The organism is Dyadobacter sp. HNCC25DJ187, from assembly GCF_056895255.1.
Genome location: NZ_JBXHAT010000003.1, coordinates 294,332 through 309,667 on the forward strand (window position 1 = coordinate 294,332; position 15,336 = coordinate 309,667).

The following is a 15,336-nucleotide window of genomic DNA, read 5'->3' on the forward strand; positions in this document are numbered from 1 at the left end:
TCGCAAAAGCTATGAAAATAAAAAAAGGACTTTCTGTTTTATATGTATCCGTTTTGTTGTCAGGCTGTGTAACACATAACATTGCTTATCATACGAATGAAAGGATCAAACAGGTCAATATCGGTATGACCAAAAGTGAAGTCATCGGTATTTTAGGCCAAAAATACATGATCTCATCCTCTTCCAAGGATGAAAAAGGAAACCCAACGGAAGTACTAGCTTATAAAAGTGACAGCTCGGAAGAGTACAAGCTCAAATTCACTAATGATAAATTGATTGAGTGGAATAGGGAACACATCAATCAATATATAGTTCCGGATCAGGCGCCGGTTATCGTAAAGTAATACTAAACAGGATTTCTGAAGTCGCCGCTTTTAATTTCTTTCAAGTTCTCTACGGACTGATTATAAAGGTAAGTCCAGCAAGGAATTATCATATTATTTTTCATTAATACCGGAACTATGACACGGAGATAAAGACTCTGACTCTTATCTTCGGTAATGTCTTCATATTCGTCTAGTTCGGCGAGCAAATCCGATTCAGTAGGGAGTCTGTAAACTTCGCCATATACGCTTGTCGATGCAGCCGGCAGATACAGCGCACCTGGATACCAGCTCACAGCATATAACATTCCGGGAAATGATCCGTTACCTTCCCAGGTAGAAAATCGATACAGCTTTCTTGAAAAATCGTTGGTGAATCCTTGCATTAGTGTACCATAAACGAACAGATGATCACAGGTTTCAGTCATAACAGAAATGGATTGATGCTTTTATTTAAATTTGTATTATAGAATTTTTCTATTCTACTATATAATCTGTCCTACTCTGATAGGATTAAAATTGGTATTTTTCCTATATTTACACATAATGCTCTTCATCTTACGATACAATTATGTACGATAAAAATCTCGGGACAAAGCAAAAAGCCTTAAAAATCAATCTGGATCGTCGCATTTACGGCTCTTTTGCTGAAATTGGTGCAGGACAGGAGACGGCAGCTTATTTCTTCAAGGCAGGTGGAGCTTCAGGCACGGTTGCAAAAACCATGTCGGCTTATGATATGACATTCAGTGATGCCATTTACGGTATTGAAGAAGGTGGCAGATATGTAGTAGAGTCCAGGTTGATGAAAATGCTCAACAGGGAATATAACCTGGTAGAAAAGCGGCTCTCAGAAAAGAGAGGCACAGAAAGTCAGTTTTTTGCATTTGCCAATACTGTAGTTGCGCTTAACTTTCAGAAAACCAACGAATCGCATGGCTGGATTGGTCTTCAATTCCAACTAACGCCCGGCGGACCTACCAACTATGTAGTGATCCACGTTCGGATGCGTGACAATGAAAACCTGCTGCAGCAACAGGCGCTGGGCATTATCGGAGTGAATCTGATGTACGGTTGCTTTTATTATTATAAATCGCCGGAAACGTTGCTACTATCATTGATGGATGATCTCACAACAGAACGTATTGAGATTGATATGGTGCGTTTTAGCGGGCCGGACTTTGTGAAGGTAGATAACCGTCTGATGAGTCTGCGTCTTGTTAAAAATGGTTTCACAGATGCTGCACTTTTCGGAAGTGACGGAGGTGTTCTTCAACCATCTGAAGCTTTATATAAAAAGCATATTCTGATGATGCGCGGACGGTTACGTCCCATTACCAATGTTCATATTGATTTGATTTCAAATGGTCAGCGTCAGTTTCTTGCTGAACCGGATGTAGATGAATCAAAAGTTGTACTGATCTCGGAGCTGACTTTGCATAACCTGAAAGCAGGTGACCGTGTCATTGATGAAAAGGACTTTCTGGATCGTGTAGATATTCTCTGTTCTTTGGGGCACATGGTAATGATCTCAAATCACCATGAGTATTTCCGTCTGATGGCTTATCTTTCACGACTCACCAAGCTAAAAGTTGGTTTGTTGCTGGGTAGTCCAAGTTTACAGGATATTTTCGAAGAGAAGCATTACGAGTTTTTGCCGGGAGGTATTCTGGAATCATTTGCCACCCTATTCAGCCGCAAAGTGAAACTGTTTATTTATCCAACACTTCAGGCAGATGGCTCGGTATACAGTTGCGAAAATTTTGTGGTACCTGATCACCTGCGACCGCTGTTTCAATATTTGGTTGTGAATGATAAGATAGAAGATATCAGAAACTTCAATAAGGAACACATGCACATTACAACCGACAGTGTGCTTGATAAAATCAAACGCGGAGAACCGGGTTGGGATCAACTCGTTCCTGAAAATGTAGCGAAGATGATTAAAGAAAAGTTACTCTTCGGTTTGCCGTCTGAAGATAATTATCTGGATACTGTCAAACAGATACATCAGGCAGTAGGAAATTTATAAATAAAAGTTTGTCTCTGATTTTTATCAAAACCGGCATGGGTAATCGCTCTTGCCGGTTTTTGCATTTAATTTCTACAAATAAATTTTCTACCTGCAAAACAGCACAATCATGGATGTTTATACAATTGTATAAAATTACAAATTAATTGTATTATTCAATAAGGGGGTGATGGGCTAAGTTCCGTCTGTCTGGTTGTAAGTCTATATTTCCTAACACCCATCTTTATGCAAAACGATCCTTCGATTTCCCGTAGAAAGTTTATCAAAAATTCCACAGGCGCGGCACTCGCACTTTCGATTCCTTATATCATTCCTGCAAAAGCTTTCGGTGCCAACGATCGTGTTCGTGTGGCAGTACTGGGTGTAAATGGCCGTGGACAAAATCACATTTCGGGTTACAGTAAATTGAGTAATGTGGAGGTGGCTACTCTGTGTGATCCTGACAATGTTATTTTACAAAAGAGAGCACAGGAGTTTACGGAGAAGACAGGGAAAAAAGTAAAAACGGAAATAGATCTGCGTAAGGTTTTTGAAGATAAATCCATTGACGTGGTCAGTATAGCGACGCCTAATCACTGGCATGCGCTGGCAGCCATATGGGCTTGCCAGGCTGGTAAGGATGTGTATGTAGAAAAACCGGGAACACATAATCTGCATGAAGGAAGAAAGTTGATAGAAGCTGCACATAAATACAAACGTGTGGTGCAGCATGGCGTACAGCTCAGAAGTTCTGAAGCATTAAAAGAAGCAGTTAAACATATGCGTGACGGTTTGATTGGGAATGTGTACATGGCACGTGGTCTGGTGTACAAATGGAGACCGGATGTAGGAGACAAAGGAACTTCAAAAATACCTGAAGGATTAAACTATGACCTGTGGACTGGTCCTGCGGAAATGAAGCCGTTTTCTGAAAACTATGTGCATTACAACTGGCATTGGTACTGGAACTACGGTAACGGTGATATTGGGAACCAGGGGATCCATGAAACGGATATGTGCATGTGGGGACTTGGCGTGGATACTTTCCCTGAAAAGATCACTTCATCCGGTGGTAAGTTCCTTTGGAATGATGCCAAGGAAACACCTGAATTATTGACATCATCTTTTGTATATCCTAAGGAAAAAAAGATCATTGAGTTTGAAGTGCGTCCCTGGATGACCAATGAAGAAGGAGGGGTAGGAATTGGAAACATTTTTTACGGAAGTGAAGGATATCTGGTTGTGAAAGGATATGACTATTATGAAACCTTTTTAGGTAAGGATAAGAAACCAGGGCCGACCCGTAAGGCTGGCGGAGATCATTATAAAAACTTTATTGATGCCGTAGTGGCACGGGATCCTGCCATGTGCAACGGACCAGTTGAAACGGCGCATCTTTCTTCCGGATTAGCGCATTTAGGGAACATAGCCTACCGCACCGGCAGAGCGCTGACTTTCGATCCTAAAACGGAGAAGTTTGTCGGGGACAACGATGCCAATAAGTACCTGACAAGAAATTACCGAGCGCCGTATTCTTTGCCGGCAACAGTTTAAAATAGATGTGTTTAGTATCACAATTTAGCCTGGGTTTTACTCAGGCTAATTTTTTTTAGGCTTATGGAAGCATCTTCTTTCCAAAAATGAGCGGGCTTCAGGAATTAAATTTCTCTTATGAATGGTCCGAGTTTATCTCCTTTTTTTGAATGTATAAGAATATTCCTCTACAGCAAGTGTATCTGAAGATCTGCCAGACCTTATGAAATTCTCGTTGAATTCATTAAATATATTACCGCCATAATAATATGAAGGTGGTAGCTCTGCTTCTGCTACCAAAGGATCGAAATAGAAATAGTCTGTCGGATTGGGGGTATTAGCAGTAATTGTTTTATAGTTGAAAACAGATAAATGGAGTTGAGTGTAGTTCCCGCGGGCAACCATGAAACTATTCACGCGAATGTTTCCATTGTAGACTAATTCGGGAGATTCATCGCTGTACTTATACAGGTTTTTAATCATGTTATAGGAGGTGGCTGGAAGAATGATCTTATTTTTTGATTTGAAAATAAACAGATCATTCTTTTTCTCTATAGAATATACTCTGTCTGCAGACCCAAAGTGTAGGGTGTCTGGACTGATAAATGTTATTTTTTCATCACTGACTACTACGCTGTCTTTGATTCCAAATCCTTCATGCCTGTTTATAAAGCTGTTTATAACAGCCTGGTTTTTTATTTCTACACCACCGGCAAATAAACGAACCCCCGATTTTTTATTTATTTTAGAAATATAAAGATCCGAAGGGAATATAATTATATGGTCTGCCTCAATGTCTGTTTTTCTGCAGCTAATCGATGAAATTATTAATAACAGCAAGAATAATTTTTTCATAAAATATTTCCGAAGGGTTCAAATTGTAAAGTTAGTAAAAACAAAAGGTGTCTGACCATCAAGCCAGACACCTTTGTGTTATTCTGTAGTCTTATTCCAACCTACAATGTCGAAAAATCAAATGTTTCCAGATACTTCGTCGTGAAATTTCCTGATTTAAAGCCAGGATCATCCATCAGTTTGATATGGAATGGTATTGTTGTCTTAATTCCTTCAATCACAAATTCCTGCAATGCCCTTTTCATACGGGTAAGTACCTCTTCACGGGATTGTCCGCTTACGATCAGTTTCGCAATCATGGAATCGTAGTTAGGCGGAATGGTATAGCCTGTATACACATGGCTGTCGATACGAACACCGTGACCTCCCGGGAAGTGCAAATTGGTAATTTTACCTGGCGACGGGCGGAAACCATTTGCAGGATCTTCCGCATTGATACGGCATTCCATGGCATATAGTTTCGGCGTATAGTTAACACCTGAAATCGGTTCTCCGGCAGCTACTTTAATTTGCTCCTTAATCAGGTCGAAATCAGTTACTTCTTCCGTAATCGGATGCTCTACCTGAATACGTGTGTTCATTTCCATGAAGAAGAACTCACCGAATTTATCAACGAGGAACTCAATCGTTCCTGCTCCTTCGTAACCAATAGCCTGTGCTCCCTTGATGGCAGCAGCACCCATTTTTTCACGAAGTTCAGGGGTAATGATTGGAGAAGGAGTTTCCTCTACCAGTTTCTGATGACGGCGCTGTATAGAGCAATCACGTTCAGAAAGGTGGCAAACTTTGCCATACTGATCTCCGATAATCTGGATCTCAATGTGACGTGGTTCTACAACAAATTTTTCTAGGTATAAGCCGTCATTTCCGAATGCAGCGGCAGATTCTGTACGGGCATCGTTCCATGCCTTTTCAAATTCATCCGGTTTGTTGATCACGCGCATACCACGACCACCTCCTCCGGCTGTTGCCTTCACAATAACAGGGTAACCAATTCCTTCTGCAAGCCTTTTACCTTGTTCCACAGATTCAAGCAATCCTTCTGATCCCGGAACAACAGGAACGCCAGCTGCAATCATCGTTGCTTTTGCAGTTGCCTTATCGCCCATTCCATTGATCTGAGCTGCGGTAGCACCAATAAACTTGATGCCGTAATCAGCACAGATTTGAGAAAATTCTGCATTTTCAGACAAAAATCCGTATCCCGGGTGAATTGCATCCGCACCGGTAACTTCTGCTGCTGAAATAATATTTTGGATGCTCAGATAAGACTGACGGCTTGGAGGAGGACCTATACAAACGGCCTCATCCGCAAAACGTACGTGCAGGCTGTCACGGTCGGCTGTTGAATAAACAGCTACCGTTTTAATGCCCATTTCACGGCAAGTCCTGATAATTCTGAGGGCGATTTCGCCCCTGTTGGCAATGAGTATCTTTTTAAACATGAAAATCAATTAAGTTTTACAGATCATTCATTGCCTTATACAGGCTCTACAAGGAATAGCGGTTGGTCAAACTCAACAGGCGTTGCATTTTCAACCAGTACCTTTACAATTTTTCCTGAAATTTCAGATTCGATCTCATTGAAGAGTTTCATAGCCTCGATCACACAAACAGGCTTACCTGGCTTCACCTCATCTCCTACGCTCACAAATACGGGAGTTTCAGGGCTTGAAGCACGATAGAAAGTTCCAATCATAGGAGACTTGATCGTGATCAGGTTTGAAGAAGTGGTAGTCTCTGCAGGAACAGGAGCTTGTGCAGCACTAGGAGTAGCAGATTGTTGTGCTGGAGCAGCCTGAGGTGCTGTAGCTACATGTGCAGGGACCTGAGGAGCTGACGCGTATACTACAGGAGCCGATGCAAATCTTTTTACCTTGATCTTTAATTCGTTCGTTTCAATATTTACTTCATCCAGACCAGACTGAGCGATGAAGTCGATTAGTTTTTGAATTTCTTTGGTTTCCATTTACAGAGTTTTTAACAGTGAAGCAATTGCTGAATAAATCCTGTTGCCAGGCTTAATTCATACCACACTAAAAAATGAAATTATGATTTAACGCGTTCTACGTAGTCGTAAGTACGTGTATCTACTTTGATTTTCTGGCCCTCTTCGATAAACAAAGGAACCATAATTCTTGCGCCGGTCTCTACCTCAATCGCCTTTTTAGGAGAGTTAGCTGTATCACCTTTCAGCCCTGGCTCCGAGTAAGTAACAACCAACTCAACGAAAGGTGGCAATTCACAAAGCAACGCAGCATCTGTTTCAGTATTAATCAGGATTTCAACTTCCTGCCCGTCTTTCATCAGATCGGCATTGGTGATCAATTTTTCATCGATCAATACCTGATCAAAAGTTTCGGAATTCATAAAGTTGAATCCTACGTCATCTTTGTACAGGAACTGAAATTTGTGGCGTTCCACTCGTACCGGGCTGATCGTAGCACCTGATGAGAACGTATTATCCAATACTTTACCGGATGTAAGGCTTTTCAGTTTTGTACGAACAAAAGCATTTCCTTTGCCAGGTTTCACATGTTGAAATTCAATAACCTGAAAAAGATCATGGTTAAAGTTTATCACCAGTCCGTTACGCAAATCTGCTGTAGTTGCCATTTTAAATCAATAAATAATTCGAAATTGTGTTAATCAAAAATGCAGGTATTCTGTGCTAAACTATGCACCGATAGCCCACTTTAAATATACTGATCCCCAAGTAAATCCACCGCCAAAGGCAGAAAGGATCAGGTTGTCACCTTTTTTTAGCTGAGATTCGTAGTCCCAAAGACATAATGGGATTGTAGCTGCAGTTGTATTTCCGTATTTCTGTATATTCATCATTACTTTATCCATACTCACACCCATCCTGTTGGCTGTCGCTTCAATAATCCTGCGATTGGCCTGGTGTGGAACCAACCACGCCACGTCCTGACTCGTCAGGTTGTTTCTCTCCATAATTTCTGCGGATACATCAGCCATGTTGGTCACAGCGAATTTGAATACCTGCGCTCCATCCTGAAAAACATGATGCCACCGGTTGTCTATAGTCTCATGTGTGGGAGGAAAACGGCTTCCACCTGCTTTCTGATGGAGATATGGATAACCAACACCATCAGAACGGATAATAGAATCCTGAATTCCATACCCTTCAGTATCTGGCTCAAGTAAAACAGCTCCCGCACCGTCGCCAAAAAGAATACAGGTTTTGCGATCCGTATAATCCGTTATTGCGGACATTTTATCCGAGCCGACAATTACGATTTTTTTATATTTTCCGGTCTCAATAAACTGAGATCCCAGTGTAAGTGCATAAACAAAACCTGAACACGCAGCCTGAATGTCAAAGCTCCCCACATTACGGATACCAACCATGTCGCATATCAGGTTAGCTGTGCAGGGAAAAATGAAATCAGGAGTTGTAGTTGCGCAAATCAGCAGATCAATTTCTTCAGGTGCAGTATTAGTTTTTGTTAATAATCCTCTTACTGCCTCCGCACCCATGTGAGAACTTCCCAAGCCCTCACCTTTGAGGATACGCCTTTCTTTGATACCCGTACGGCTAACAATCCATTCATCATTCGTTGCGACCATTGTCTCTAATTCGGCATTGGTCAGAATGTAGTCAGGCACATACCCTTGTATTCCTGTAATCGAGGCTCTAATTTGGGTCATGGTTCAATTATAACAATCATAATCCGGTTGGATTGTGGTAAAAGACAGTATTGTTTTAATGGTGTAAGCGTGTCAATCATCGTTATTTAGTTAAGTGCCTGTGCAATATGCAGATAAGCTTTTGACTTTACCTGTTTGTATGCCCAGCCAATCATATTTCTGATGGCTAATGGAGATGAAATTCCATGCGCAATCATTACATTTCCGTTTACTCCGATGATCGGACTTCCACCGATTGACTCATAGTTTGTCTGGTCTATAAAGTCATCATGAATACCTCGTTTATGCATGATATCATAAAGCGATTCGCCCAGTTTGAACAGAATATTGCCCGTGAAACCATCAGTTACGATGACATCAGCTTTGTTATTGAAAAGGTCCTTACCTTCAATATTACCAATAAAATTGATTTTTTTGTTTGCTTTCAGCAGGGGATATGTAGCCTGGGCTGTAAGAGAACCTTTCTGTTCTTCCTCCCCTATATTCATGAGGGCAACACGTGGGTTTTCGATCTGAAAAGTGTGCTGCGCAAAGAGAGAGCCGATTTCACCAAATTGAGATAATACCTCAGGTTTACAATCCGCATTGGCGCCAATGTCAAGCATAATGGCAAGACCGCCAGCTACCTGAGGGACAAAACCTGCAATGGCTGGGCGTAAAATCCCTTCAATTGCTTTGATGCTGAAAAGGGCTCCTACATGCATTGCGCCGGTGTTGCCTGCGCTACAGAATATATCTACTTCCTTTTCCTTAAGAAGCCGGAAGCCTATTCCGATACTGGAATTTGGTTTTTGTGAAAGTGCTTTGGTGGGATGTTCGCCCATTTCAATAACATCTTCCGCATGAACTATATCAATATTAACAGGAGTGAAGTTATTTTGTTTAAAAATATCCAAAATAAGATTCTCCCTGCCGATCAACACGATCCGAGCTTCCGATGGTAGTTCCGAAGCGGCCTGTATCACCCCTTCAACAATGGCTTGTGGAGCTAAATCTCCCCCCATAGCATCTACCGCAATTTTCATTTACACGCAGTTATTTTATACAAATAAGTTTAGAAATCTAAGGTGTAAATTTAGCAGTTGTGCCTTAGTAAAAAAGAATTTCGCAACAACTTTTATACGGTTGTTGCGAAATTGATATCTTCACTGGTAAAAATTAAACCGTTTTCGAGTAATTTTCAACCACTACTTTTCCTCTGTATACCAGATTGCCCTCGTGTACGTGCGCACGGTGCAACTGGTGAATTTCACCTGTTGAAGCGTCAACTCCTAATTGCTTACCAGTTAGGAAGTCATGAGCTCTGCGTGTATCGCGACGGGTTTTGGAAATTTTCCGCTTAGGATGTGCCATGATGCTTTATGTTCTTTGTTAATTTTCGATATTGAAACTCTTACTATATATAGTGGCCGGCTTGGCTTTAACTATTCTCCTTTTAATTTTTTCAATGCTTCCCAACGCGGGTCAACCGGTTCATCTTCATGATCACTCTCTTCATCAACCGGTTCTTCTGATGAATACACCAATACAACCTCTTCTTCGTCGTCAGAAAATGCCTCGTCTTCAGGCGTCCTCAGGTTTGGATGTATTTTCTTTACAGGCAGAGACAGCGCTATAAACTCGAAAACATACTTCGCAAGGTTAATGCGATTGGTGTTTCTGCTTATAATTTCAATCTCATCTGTCAACTCCTGGTTGTGATCGCCGAACTTAAGTATGAGCTTTTCGTCCGAAACAAACTGCTCTTCATAAGGTTCGAGGCTCCGATCACAGATAAGATTCACGGTTCCCTGAGTATGAAAACGAAGCTGAATCATCGTCGCAGATTTATTCAACTCTATATGCGTTTTGAAGTTACCCTGGTCAATTATATCCTGATCCAGTTCTTCAAAAAACGCATCACCTGATTCTATGTCATAGTCATACCGTTTGTCTTCCAAACCGTAAATGTCTATGTTGTATTTACTTAGCTCTTTCACTATTTCTGACAAAAGGACTGCAAAGGTAGTGTGTTTTCATATCAATAAAAAAAACTACGGGTCTTTTTTATTGATTTATTGCCGGAATCTTCGGGACAATACCAATGAACAGGCAAATGGTAAACAAATACCTTCTGAAAAATGATTGTATATTGATTTCCGGATATGCCGCATGGCGAGCCGGACAAGTAAAAGTTACACTTTCTTCGCCGGATTGCCAAAGTAGGTTGCCTTGGCCGGCACATTTTCAATCACTACAGATCCTGCACCAATACGAGCATTTTTTCCTATTTCAATACCGGCTACTATAATGGCGCCTGATCCGATGAAGGCTCCATCTCCGATTTTGACGCGATCATTGATGATAGCACCGCTTCCAATTGTCACGAAGTTGCCCACTTGCACCCATGTATCCAGTATTGAGGCGGCTTGCACAAGGCAATGGTTACCTATTTTAGACTTAGGTCCGATTGTCACACGTGCAGCAACGAGGTTTCCATGACCGATTTCTGCCATTTCCGAAATGACTGCAGTATCATGTATAGCATTCACCGGCATTATTTTGCGGTCTTCTACCAGTGTTTCCACAATGCGCTCACGCACAGATCTTTCTCCTATGGCTACAAATGCCTCACATTTTTCACCTACTATGTTTAGAAAGCCCGAGTCATCTGTATCCCCCAGTACACTTACATCAGAAAACTCCTGACCGTGCAATTCTTTCTTGTCATCCAGAAGGCCATACACCAATACATTGTTACGTCTGAATATATCCAGTGCCTGCACACCTATATCTCCTGCACCAAAAATTAAAACCGGGTTTTCCATGTATTGTTATCGTAATGTATCAGTAATAAATAAAAGCCTGTTTTAATGGCTTATGCAAAATTATAAAAAGGTTACTCTTATAATGATAGGTTGTCCCAAAAACAAACCATGTGGTGAAATGTTATTGCCAAAATCATCAATCTGCCGGTTGTAGTTAAAATTGTAGAGTGCCGATAAATGCACACCTTTGATGAACCGCCCCCCGGTTTGTTGCGTGTAGGCGGCACCCAGCAGTGGAGAAACTATCCATGCTCTCGTATCATACTTTTGAAAGGTGTCTTTTTCCACATTCAACGTTTCAATTTCTCCTATTATGTTAATCATAGGGGCAACTGCATACATGGTAAAGGCCCTTCCACCATAGTATATCGCATTTGTTCCGAAAAATCTCGAATTAAAATACATGCCCGTTATACCTACTCCTGCCACCCATTTTTCGGTGAGTTCGTAACCCACCATGGGGGATAAGTTAATATTAGTAATCGTTCCAAGGCTTAATCCGAAACTTCCGCCCAATCTTAGGCGCTCTTTAAATGAACTGTTCTTTAAAGATGAAAGCGGCTTCTTTTCTGGTATTACCTTTTTTTCTATAGGCGGTATTTCCTCTCTTTCCCTTCGCTCACCTTTCAATGAATCGGGGCGATAATATTCATCCGTCTGAGCGAATAACTGAGTTGCCGAAATAAGGACTGCGGTAATAAAGCATGATAGGAGGATTTTAATTTTCATCTAATAATGTGTTTATTTATATAATTGTACGTTTAACGTAAAAAAGCCGGAGTTTGGTTTGTCAATTCGGTTTTCCTCCTTTAATCCAGTTTTTTTATTGTATGCATTATCATATTTCTGTTAGCGATCCTTCTACCCATTTTCTGACAATCACTTATACAATACCTCATATTGATAGTGATTTTATAGAAATCCAGCTTCCTGCGTGGAGGCCCGGGCGCTACGAAATTCAGAATTTTGCCAAAAATATTCAATTTATTGAAGCGATTTCGAAAACAGGCCAGAAACTACCACTGAATAAAGTGACAAAGGATCGCTGGCGTTTGGAAACAAAGGGGGAGGATGAGGTCCGGGTGAATTATACCTATTACGCTGTCATTCAGAATGCAGGCAGTAGTTATATAGATGAGACCCTCTGGTATCTCAATTTTATTAATTTCTGTATGTACACGGAGGGAAGGATATCTGATTCTTATGAAGTATTCCTCGATCTCCCGGATGGTTATGAAATAGCATGTGGCTTATCGTCCGTTTCAGAAAATACTTTGGTAGCAAATGACTTTTATGAATTAGTCGACAGTCCATTGCTGGCCTCTCTGAGTTTGCAAAAATGTAGCTATCTGGTGGAAGGAGTGCAGTTCCACATTTGGATGCATGGAAATCTGAAGCCCAACTGGAAACGGATTGAGCGGGATTTCAGGAGATTTTCACAGGAACAGATTGCGACCATGAAAGAATTTCCTGAACAGGAATACCATTTCCTGAACCTGATTTTGCCAACTGCTTTTTACCATGGGGTAGAGCATCGCAATTCTACTATGATTGTGTTGGGACCCGACGATGAAGGAGAAGGATTGTACACGGATTTGCTTGGTGTAAGTAGTCATGAGCTGTTTCATGCCTGGAATATTATCCGGATTCGTCCCAAAGAGATGCTGCCGTATGATTTTACCAGAGAAAATTACTTTGCAACTTGTTTTGTCGCCGAGGGATGTACAACGTATTACGGCGATTTGTTTCTGAAACGATCCGGCGTGTTTACCCAGGAAGCCTATATCAAAGAGCTGCAAGTATATATGAAAAGGCATTTTGAGCATAGCGGAGGAGCTAGCCAGTCATTGGTGGAATCTTCGTTTGATTTATGGCTGGACGGGTACGAAAAGGGTATTCCTGATCGTAAGGTTTCGGTGTACCACAAAGGAGCACTGGTAGCGCTGATTCTTGACCTATATATCAGGAAGAAAACAGATCACGCTCAATCTTTGGATGATATCATGCGGTTACTCTGGTTGAGATTCGGAAAACCATTTACCGGGTATACGATTCAGGATTACATTGATATTGCGGAGGAAGTAGCAGGAGAGTCCCTTGAATGGTATTGGCAGGACTGTATTTATGGAAATACACCTCTTGAAGATAGATTGAATGAAGCACTGTCATTTATAGGACTGCAAATGACGACTTTCAGCAATGGGAATATCCAGCTCAATGAGCTGGATGATTTTAAAGCGGGTCTGCAGAGAGAGAAATGGTTAGCAACATCACAGCCGAATTCTGAACAAGATGAAGAAGAATAAAACTCTTCGTTACTTTTTACCTAGAATATCCTGTAGTGCTGATCCCGGATCTGTAAACTCATACCTGAAGTTAGTATCCTTTTCTATACGTTCATTAATCAGATAGCTGCTACCTAATACTACATTGGCCATTTCTCCGAAAACCCATTCAAGTGCAAAAGCAGGAACATTTGGCATCCATTGGGGACGATCCAATGCTTTACAGATCAATTTGGTCAGATGTGCATTAGTGACAGGGTTTGGCGCAATGGCGTTGTAGGCACCTTCCCAGGTTTGGTTTTCCATTGCCTCCATATACATTCTGCATAAATCATCCAGATGAATCCACGATATCCATTGTTTGCCTGAACCCAAAGGAGCACCAAAGCCAAATCGGGCAGGCTGAGCCATCTTGGCAAGCGCACCGCCATCTTCACTCAATACAATCCCGGTTCTTAGTTTAACAGTGCGGACACCTGTTTGCGCAATGAGATCAGCGGCTTTTTCCCATTCCACGGTAACATGAGAAAGGAAGTCGTTCCCAGGTGGATCCTTTTCTGTGTTCTGCTTATTTCCGGAATTCTCCCCGTAATAACTGCTTCCGGAGGCTGATACAAAGGATTCTAAAGAGATATGGTCTTCTTTAAGCTTTCGGGTAATCAGCTCAATGGGTTTAATCCGGCTGTCAATGATGATCTTTTTGCGCTTTTCAGTCCAGCGTTCATCTGCTACGCCGGCACCAGCCAGATGGATAAGGTGACTTATGTTGGCAAGTGCGCCGTTTTCTATGTAATCTTTTTCTGTATCGTACTCATATACTTTTACCGACGGGATCTGTTTTTTACTTCTGCTGAGAATAGCAACCTCATAACCTTTTTGAAGCAGTAGCTCGGTCAGACGTTTTCCGATAAGGCCGGTCCCTCCGGTGATAAGTACTTTTTGTCCCATTACACTTAAATTAAGAAGATGTAAGAAGAAGCTTACAAAAGGTATACCATTAGCCTATTATTCAATGGCTTTTATCGTATTGCTTTCCTTGGGTGGCTCTTGTTCAATCGCCTTGGTTACTCTTTCAATCATGCTTTCCAGTGATTCATCGGGAAGAAAATGCATCGGTTCTTTAAAGTGAACAGTCAGCTTGGTATTTCGCTTTTTGAATCTTAACCCCTTTTTGTCAAAAGCCCTTCGGAAGCCGTTAATGACAACAGGAATGACAATGGGTTGATGATCCTTGATGAGATGTGCGGTACCTTTCCTTATTGGCGCATAGGGTTTGGTGGTTCCTTGAGGAAAACTTACTACCCATCCATGATCCAGTCCCATGCCGATCTTGTCCTGGGCGGAGTTGTCCAGCTGCCGCTTTACATTTTCGCCATTGGCGCGCCATGATCTTTCAATAGTGATCGCTCCGCCAATACTGAATAACTTTGGAAGTATTCCTTCTTTCATTGTTTCCGAAGCAGCTACATAATAGCATCGTGCTCTGGGCGAAAGCAAATAAAATGGTGGAGAGATGGTATCCTTATATCCCCATTTTGCTGCGCAGAAAATATGGTAGAATGCAATTACATCTGCAAAGTAAGTCTGATGATTGGAAAGAAATAATACACCATGATCCGGGAGATTCAGAAGCTGGTCGGCACCCTTGATCTGAATCTTATTTACTGCCGTATACCGGTAATAGGTAAACCAGCCGATGATAAAAATAAAGAAGCGTTTAATGGCGAGGTAATTGCCAAACGGATCTTTTTCAAAGAGACCAAAAAAATCAAGTCGGATCAGCCAGCGGGGAAGTAAACTGAATGTGGTTTTCTTTTTGTTCATCATCTCTTCAAATGCCTGTCGGATAT

17 protein-coding genes are annotated in these 15,336 nt (G+C 41.5%); 4 read left to right on the forward strand and 13 right to left on the reverse strand.

Annotation, left to right across the window (positions count from 1 at the left end; translation table 11 throughout):
- Window positions 1–11: 11 nt before the first annotated feature.
- Window positions 12–344: a hypothetical protein gene (locus tag AC1XUE_RS22500; protein ID WP_483358263.1), complete on the forward strand. Its 333-nt coding sequence runs from the start codon at window positions 12–14 to the stop codon at window positions 342–344.
- A 2-nt stretch (window positions 345–346) separates the two neighbouring features.
- Here the strand turns inward: AC1XUE_RS22500 and AC1XUE_RS22505 are convergent, their stop codons facing one another.
- Complete coding sequence (locus AC1XUE_RS22505; protein ID WP_483358264.1) at window positions 347–751, reverse strand: gamma-glutamylcyclotransferase family protein; 405 nt, start codon at window positions 749–751, stop codon at window positions 347–349.
- 143 nt (window positions 752–894) lie between these two features.
- Here AC1XUE_RS22505 and AC1XUE_RS22510 point away from each other — a divergent pair, with 143 nt between their 5' ends.
- Both AC1XUE_RS22510 and AC1XUE_RS22515 read left to right on the forward strand, forming a co-directional pair.
- On the forward strand, window positions 895–2,355 hold the full coding sequence (locus AC1XUE_RS22510; RefSeq protein WP_483358265.1) for a TonB-dependent receptor: 1,461 nt from the start codon (window positions 895–897) through the stop codon (window positions 2,353–2,355).
- A gap of 225 nt (window positions 2,356–2,580) precedes the next feature.
- On the forward strand, window positions 2,581–3,888 hold the full coding sequence (locus AC1XUE_RS22515) for a Gfo/Idh/MocA family protein (protein WP_483358266.1): 1,308 nt from the start codon (window positions 2,581–2,583) through the stop codon (window positions 3,886–3,888).
- A 132-nt stretch (window positions 3,889–4,020) separates the two neighbouring features.
- Here the strand turns inward: AC1XUE_RS22515 and AC1XUE_RS22520 are convergent, their stop codons facing one another.
- From AC1XUE_RS22520 to AC1XUE_RS22565, 10 genes are all read right to left on the reverse strand, one after another.
- A complete protein-coding gene (locus AC1XUE_RS22520) occupies window positions 4,021–4,722 on the reverse strand; it encodes a hypothetical protein (RefSeq protein WP_483358267.1) in 702 nt (233 codons plus the stop codon).
- A 101-nt stretch (window positions 4,723–4,823) separates the two neighbouring features.
- Window positions 4,824–6,167, reverse strand: a complete 1,344-nt coding sequence (accC, locus tag AC1XUE_RS22525; protein ID WP_483358268.1) for an acetyl-CoA carboxylase biotin carboxylase subunit — start codon at window positions 6,165–6,167, stop codon at window positions 4,824–4,826.
- Window positions 6,168–6,202: 35 nt separating this feature from the next.
- Window positions 6,203–6,691 carry an acetyl-CoA carboxylase biotin carboxyl carrier protein gene (accB, locus tag AC1XUE_RS22530; RefSeq protein ID WP_483358269.1) on the reverse strand — a complete coding sequence of 163 codons (489 nt, stop codon included), beginning with the start codon at window positions 6,689–6,691 and terminating at the stop codon, window positions 6,203–6,205.
- A gap of 80 nt (window positions 6,692–6,771) precedes the next feature.
- Complete coding sequence (gene efp / locus AC1XUE_RS22535) at window positions 6,772–7,338, reverse strand: elongation factor P (RefSeq protein ID WP_115830661.1); 567 nt, start codon at window positions 7,336–7,338, stop codon at window positions 6,772–6,774.
- Between the two features lie 60 nt (window positions 7,339–7,398).
- Window positions 7,399–8,394, reverse strand: a complete 996-nt coding sequence (locus AC1XUE_RS22540; RefSeq protein WP_483358270.1) for a beta-ketoacyl-ACP synthase III — start codon at window positions 8,392–8,394, stop codon at window positions 7,399–7,401.
- 86 nt (window positions 8,395–8,480) lie between these two features.
- Window positions 8,481–9,419: a phosphate acyltransferase PlsX gene (gene plsX, locus AC1XUE_RS22545; RefSeq protein ID WP_483358271.1), complete on the reverse strand. Its 939-nt coding sequence runs from the start codon at window positions 9,417–9,419 to the stop codon at window positions 8,481–8,483.
- Between the two features lie 133 nt (window positions 9,420–9,552).
- Window positions 9,553–9,747 carry a 50S ribosomal protein L32 gene (gene rpmF, locus AC1XUE_RS22550; RefSeq protein ID WP_115830664.1) on the reverse strand — a complete coding sequence of 65 codons (195 nt, stop codon included), beginning with the start codon at window positions 9,745–9,747 and terminating at the stop codon, window positions 9,553–9,555.
- Window positions 9,748–9,818: 71 nt separating this feature from the next.
- Window positions 9,819–10,385 carry a YceD family protein gene (locus AC1XUE_RS22555; RefSeq protein WP_483358272.1) on the reverse strand — a complete coding sequence of 189 codons (567 nt, stop codon included), beginning with the start codon at window positions 10,383–10,385 and terminating at the stop codon, window positions 9,819–9,821.
- 183 nt (window positions 10,386–10,568) lie between these two features.
- Window positions 10,569–11,201 (reverse strand): acetyltransferase, encoded by a 633-nt coding sequence (locus AC1XUE_RS22560; protein ID WP_483358273.1) that lies wholly within the window; start codon window positions 11,199–11,201, stop codon window positions 10,569–10,571.
- A 60-nt stretch (window positions 11,202–11,261) separates the two neighbouring features.
- Window positions 11,262–11,930 carry a hypothetical protein gene (locus tag AC1XUE_RS22565; RefSeq protein ID WP_483358274.1) on the reverse strand — a complete coding sequence of 223 codons (669 nt, stop codon included), beginning with the start codon at window positions 11,928–11,930 and terminating at the stop codon, window positions 11,262–11,264.
- 101 nt (window positions 11,931–12,031) lie between these two features.
- Here AC1XUE_RS22565 and AC1XUE_RS22570 point away from each other — a divergent pair, with 101 nt between their 5' ends.
- Window positions 12,032–13,507 (forward strand): M61 family metallopeptidase, encoded by a 1,476-nt coding sequence (locus tag AC1XUE_RS22570; protein WP_483358275.1) that lies wholly within the window; start codon window positions 12,032–12,034, stop codon window positions 13,505–13,507.
- A 9-nt stretch (window positions 13,508–13,516) separates the two neighbouring features.
- On the opposite strand, the gene AC1XUE_RS22575 is transcribed toward AC1XUE_RS22570, so the two are convergent.
- Complete coding sequence (locus tag AC1XUE_RS22575) at window positions 13,517–14,434, reverse strand: TIGR01777 family oxidoreductase (protein WP_483358276.1); 918 nt, start codon at window positions 14,432–14,434, stop codon at window positions 13,517–13,519.
- A gap of 57 nt (window positions 14,435–14,491) precedes the next feature.
- Window positions 14,492–15,313 carry a lysophospholipid acyltransferase family protein gene (locus AC1XUE_RS22580; protein ID WP_483358426.1) on the reverse strand — a complete coding sequence of 274 codons (822 nt, stop codon included), beginning with the start codon at window positions 15,311–15,313 and terminating at the stop codon, window positions 14,492–14,494.
- Between the last annotated feature and the right edge of the window lie 23 nt (window positions 15,314–15,336).